A 3757-nucleotide genomic window follows, 5' to 3' on the forward strand; every position below is an offset into this window, starting at 1 on the left:
GAACGATCAACGGGATCACCGTCCGCTACGGCGACCTGCTCTTTCGTGGACCTGGGGTCCACGAAAGAGCCGTTCATGGTTTTAACGGGGGAGGTAGGCGCGGTGGGACTTGGAGAACTCGTAGTTGTTGTACTTGTCCCAGTTGATCGACCAGGTCATCAGGCCGCGCAGGTTCGGGTAGATGCCCTTCGGCTTGTAGCTGCCGCAGTTCGAGCCCTTGGTGAGGCAGTCGAGCGCGGTGTGGACGTCCGCGACGGACGTGAACCCGTTGCCCGCGTACTGGGCGGCGGGCAGGCCGATCGCGACCTGGTCCTGCCGCAACCCCGCGAAGAACTTCGTCGTGTCACCGCGCACCGGGAACCCGGCGAGCACCATGTCGGTCATCGCGACGTGGAAGTCCGCGCCGCCCATGTTGTGGTACTGGTTGTCCAGGCCCATCACGGGTCCGGAGTTGTAGTCCTGCACGTGCAGCAACGTCAGGTCGTTGCGCATCGCCTCGATCACCGGCAGGTACGCACCCGTGCGCGCGTCGCCGCCGCCCGCACCGCCGTAGAACTGGTAGCCGACCTGCACGAAGAACGTCTCCGGCGCCATCGTGAGCACGAAGCTGGCTCCATAGCGGGACTTCAGCGACCGCAGCGCCGAGATCAGGTTCACCACCACCGGGGTGGTCGGGTTCTTGAAGTCGACGTCACCGGGGTTGAGCGAGAGCGAGTGGCCCTCGAAGTCGACGTCGAGCCCGTTCAGGCCGTACTTGTCGATGATCGCGCCGACCGACCGCACGAACGCGTCGCGCGCCGCCGTGGTCTCCAGCCGCACCTGGCCGTTCTGGCCGCCGATGGAGATCAGCACCTTCTTGCCCTTGGCCTGCTGCGCCCTGATGCCCGCGATGAAGTCGGCCTCGGACTCGACGTTCGGGCACTCCGCCACCGGGCACCGCGCGAACCGCAGCTCACCGGACGTGGCACTGGAGGGCTCGGCGAACGACAGGTTGATGACGTCCCACTCGTCCGGCACGTCCTTCATCGGGATGTAGCCGGAACCGTTGGCGAAGCTGGCGTGCAGGTAGCCGACGAGGACCTTGCGCGGCAGGCTGCCGTTCGGAGGCGGTCCGGTCGTCGTGGTGGTCGTGGTCGTGGTCGTAGTGGTGGTAGTCGTAGTGGTTGACGTCGGCGAGGTGCCACCGCCCGTGCACGCCGCGCCGTTGATCGTGCAGTTCGACGGGTCCGCGGTGCCGGTGGCGTTGAAGCCGAACGACACGCTCGCACCGGGCGCGACCGAGCCGTTGTACTCGCGGTTGACGAACGCGTAGTGGTTGCCGCTCTTGGTGAGCAGCGAGTCCCAGTAGGCGCCGACGGACGTGGACGCCGGGTAGTCGAACTCGACCTTCCAGGAGCTGATGGCCGCGCTGGTCTCGTTCTTGATCGTCACCGTGGCGGTGTACCCGGTGTCCCAGGACTGCTTGACGAACGTCGCCGTGACACCGGCGGCGCTGGCAGGGGCGAGGCTCACGATCACGGTGCCGAGCACCAGTGCGGCCACCGCGCTTATTCGAGCGAAAAGCTGCATGGGCTTCCATCCCTCACGCGTGGCGGCCGGCAGGGGGTCAGTGATTGTTCTCTGGCGAATTGGACTAGACCATCTACGCGGAAGTCAAGGTCCTAGGCTGTCCAGTCGTGACCCACGCTCGTGCCGCGGACGGAACCAGGCTCTTCTACTCGGTCGAAGGCTCTGGTCCTCCCCTGCTGCTCATCGCGGGCCAGTCGAACTCGTCCCGCTGGTGGTCACAGGTCCGCGCGGCCTTCTCCGCAGAGTTCACCACGATCGTCACCGACCATCGCGGAACCGGTTCCAGCGACAAGCCCGAAACCCCTTACAGCACCAGGCAGTTCGCCTCGGACTGCATCGCGATCCTCGACGACGCCGGCATCGACCAGGCCCACGTCTACGGCACCTCGATGGGCGGCCGGATCGCGCAGTGGATCGCCGCGTCCCACAGCTCAAGGGTCGACCGGCTGGTGCTCGGCTGCACCTCCCCCGGCGGGCCGCACGGGATCGAACGCAGTGCCGAGGTGCGCAAGTCGCTGGCGCAGGTCGACCCGATGAAGGCGCGCCGGGCGTTGGAAGAGCTGATGTACACGCCTGCCTACAAAGGCCCGTTCAACACGCTCGGCGACCCTCGGATGCCGCCCTACGCCAAGAAGCTGCACCTCTTCGCGAGCGCCGAGCACGACGCGTGGGACGTGCTGCCGTCGATCACCGCGCCGACGCTCGTGGTGCACGGGACCGACGACATCTTCAACCCCACGGCCAACGCTCCCCTCATCACCGAGCGGATTCCCAACGCGCGCATGCACCTCATCGAAGGCGCACGACACGGTTACTTCGAGGAGTTCCAGGACGAGGCGACACCACTTGTGGTGGACTTCCTGCAGAGCTGAAACTGGGGGTTGCATGCGGAAGATGCCGCTCGTCCTGGCCGTGCTGGCCTTGTTCACGTTCCTGCCCGCCACGGCGTCGGCCGCCGACCTGCCCGGTGGCAAGGCGAACTTCGTCGTGTCGCTCGGCTCGTTCAAGGCGGGAGAGGACAACTGGGTACGGCTCGGCGACTACCGGTTCGCCGGCGGGCAGGTGACCGCGCGGACCTTCCTGTGGCGGCAAGGCAAACCAGCCTTTCGCGAGGGCACCGGAACCACGCCCGACCGCTCGTGCTCGACCCCCTCGGCGACGCCGGGACAGTCTCTGGTGCGTGAGTGCGAGGTGCTGACCGCGGGCGGTTTCACCTCCGTCCCCGCCGAGCTCAGGCACGGCGACTACCGGATCGAGAACGGTCTGCTCAAGATCACCTGGACCGACGTGGGCCAGGCGTGGTCCGAGCAGTGGGCGATCACCACGAGCGCCGACGACAAGCTCGCCCGCCTCGACCTCAGGTTCAACACCCTGGCCACGGCCGGGTACGCGTACGGCAGCAACACCTCGCTGAGCACCCGGCGCCAGATGGCGAGCGTCCAGTCGTTCCCCGGCAAGCTCGAGTTGGACGTCCGGGGCTGGGAGAACAACGCCCCGAGGACGCTCGACGCGGATCCCTACGACATCGGGCGGTACAAGACGTGCGCCACCACGTCGTGGTGCCTCACCTACCTCCTCCCCGCCGCCACGAACGCCTGCAAGGAAGGCTGCGTGAAGGGGAACACCGACCTGTCGATCCAGAACTACATCGTGCGAGTCTCCAACAACGACCGCCGCGACACCCATTGGCAGTGGTGCAGCTGTCTGACCAAGGACGAGCAGGGCCATGAACAGACGTGCTACACCCGCAACTCGCACGTCCGGCCGATGCTGCAGATCCTCGACGACGACGCCCGGTTCCGGGGCTGGGTCGGCGTCGAAGCCTCGTTCAACCCGGTCGTCCGCCCGAACGAGAATCCCCGCGACCGCGACATGCTCTGGACGTTCCGGGTCAGCGACTTCCGCTAGCCGGTGACCCAGCGCAGGCCGCGCATCAACGCGTGACCCGCGAACCGCACACCGGTCGCCTCGGCGATCGGCAGGTAGGGCAGCCTGAGCGGAATCCTGGCCCACACCGGCAGGCTCGACACCGCATTGGCGGACAGGATGGCGTACGGGCCCTTCGCCAGCACCGGCAAAGGCGCTTTGAGCAGCAGGAACACCTGCGGGGCCCGCACCATCGCCCGCCCCATCGCCACGCGTTGTCGCTGTCCGCCAGAAAGGTTGCGCGGCTTGCGATCGAGGTGTT

Annotated in this window: 3 protein-coding genes and 1 pseudogene; 2 read left to right on the forward strand and 2 right to left on the reverse strand. The window is 66.9% G+C overall.

Features of this window, described 5'->3' with window-relative positions:
- Positions 1-81: 81 nt before the first annotated feature.
- Positions 82-1569, reverse strand: a complete 1488-nt coding sequence (locus ABZX92_RS45380; protein ID WP_355572305.1) for a cellulose binding domain-containing protein — start codon at positions 1567-1569, stop codon at positions 82-84.
- Between the two features lie 107 nt (positions 1570-1676).
- Here ABZX92_RS45380 and ABZX92_RS45385 point away from each other — a divergent pair, with 107 nt between their 5' ends.
- Together ABZX92_RS45385 and ABZX92_RS45390 are read left to right on the forward strand one after the other, a co-directional pair.
- Complete coding sequence (locus tag ABZX92_RS45385; RefSeq protein ID WP_355572307.1) at positions 1677-2441, forward strand: alpha/beta fold hydrolase; 765 nt, start codon at positions 1677-1679, stop codon at positions 2439-2441.
- A 13-nt stretch (positions 2442-2454) separates the two neighbouring features.
- Positions 2455-3477 (forward strand): hypothetical protein, encoded by a 1023-nt coding sequence (locus ABZX92_RS45390; RefSeq protein ID WP_355572309.1) that lies wholly within the window; start codon positions 2455-2457, stop codon positions 3475-3477.
- 167 nt (positions 3478-3644) lie between these two features.
- Here the strand turns inward: ABZX92_RS45390 and ABZX92_RS45395 are convergent.
- A pseudogene (locus tag ABZX92_RS45395) lies at positions 3645-3757 on the reverse strand (ATP-binding cassette domain-containing protein); the annotation flags it as partial.

The sequence above is a fragment of the Lentzea sp. NPDC006480 genome, assembly GCF_040611995.1.
Lineage (GTDB): Bacteria > Actinomycetota > Actinomycetes > Mycobacteriales > Pseudonocardiaceae > Lentzea.

Excerpts from the sequence above, each read along its gene's own strand:
- ABZX92_RS45380 (WP_355572305.1), bottom strand. The coding sequence starts at position 1,569 with ATGCAGCTTTTCGCTCGAATAAGCGCGGTGGCCGCACTGGTGCTCGGC.
- ABZX92_RS45390 (WP_355572309.1), top strand. The coding sequence starts at position 2,455 with ATGCGGAAGATGCCGCTCGTCCTGGCCGTGCTGGCCTTGTTCACGTTC.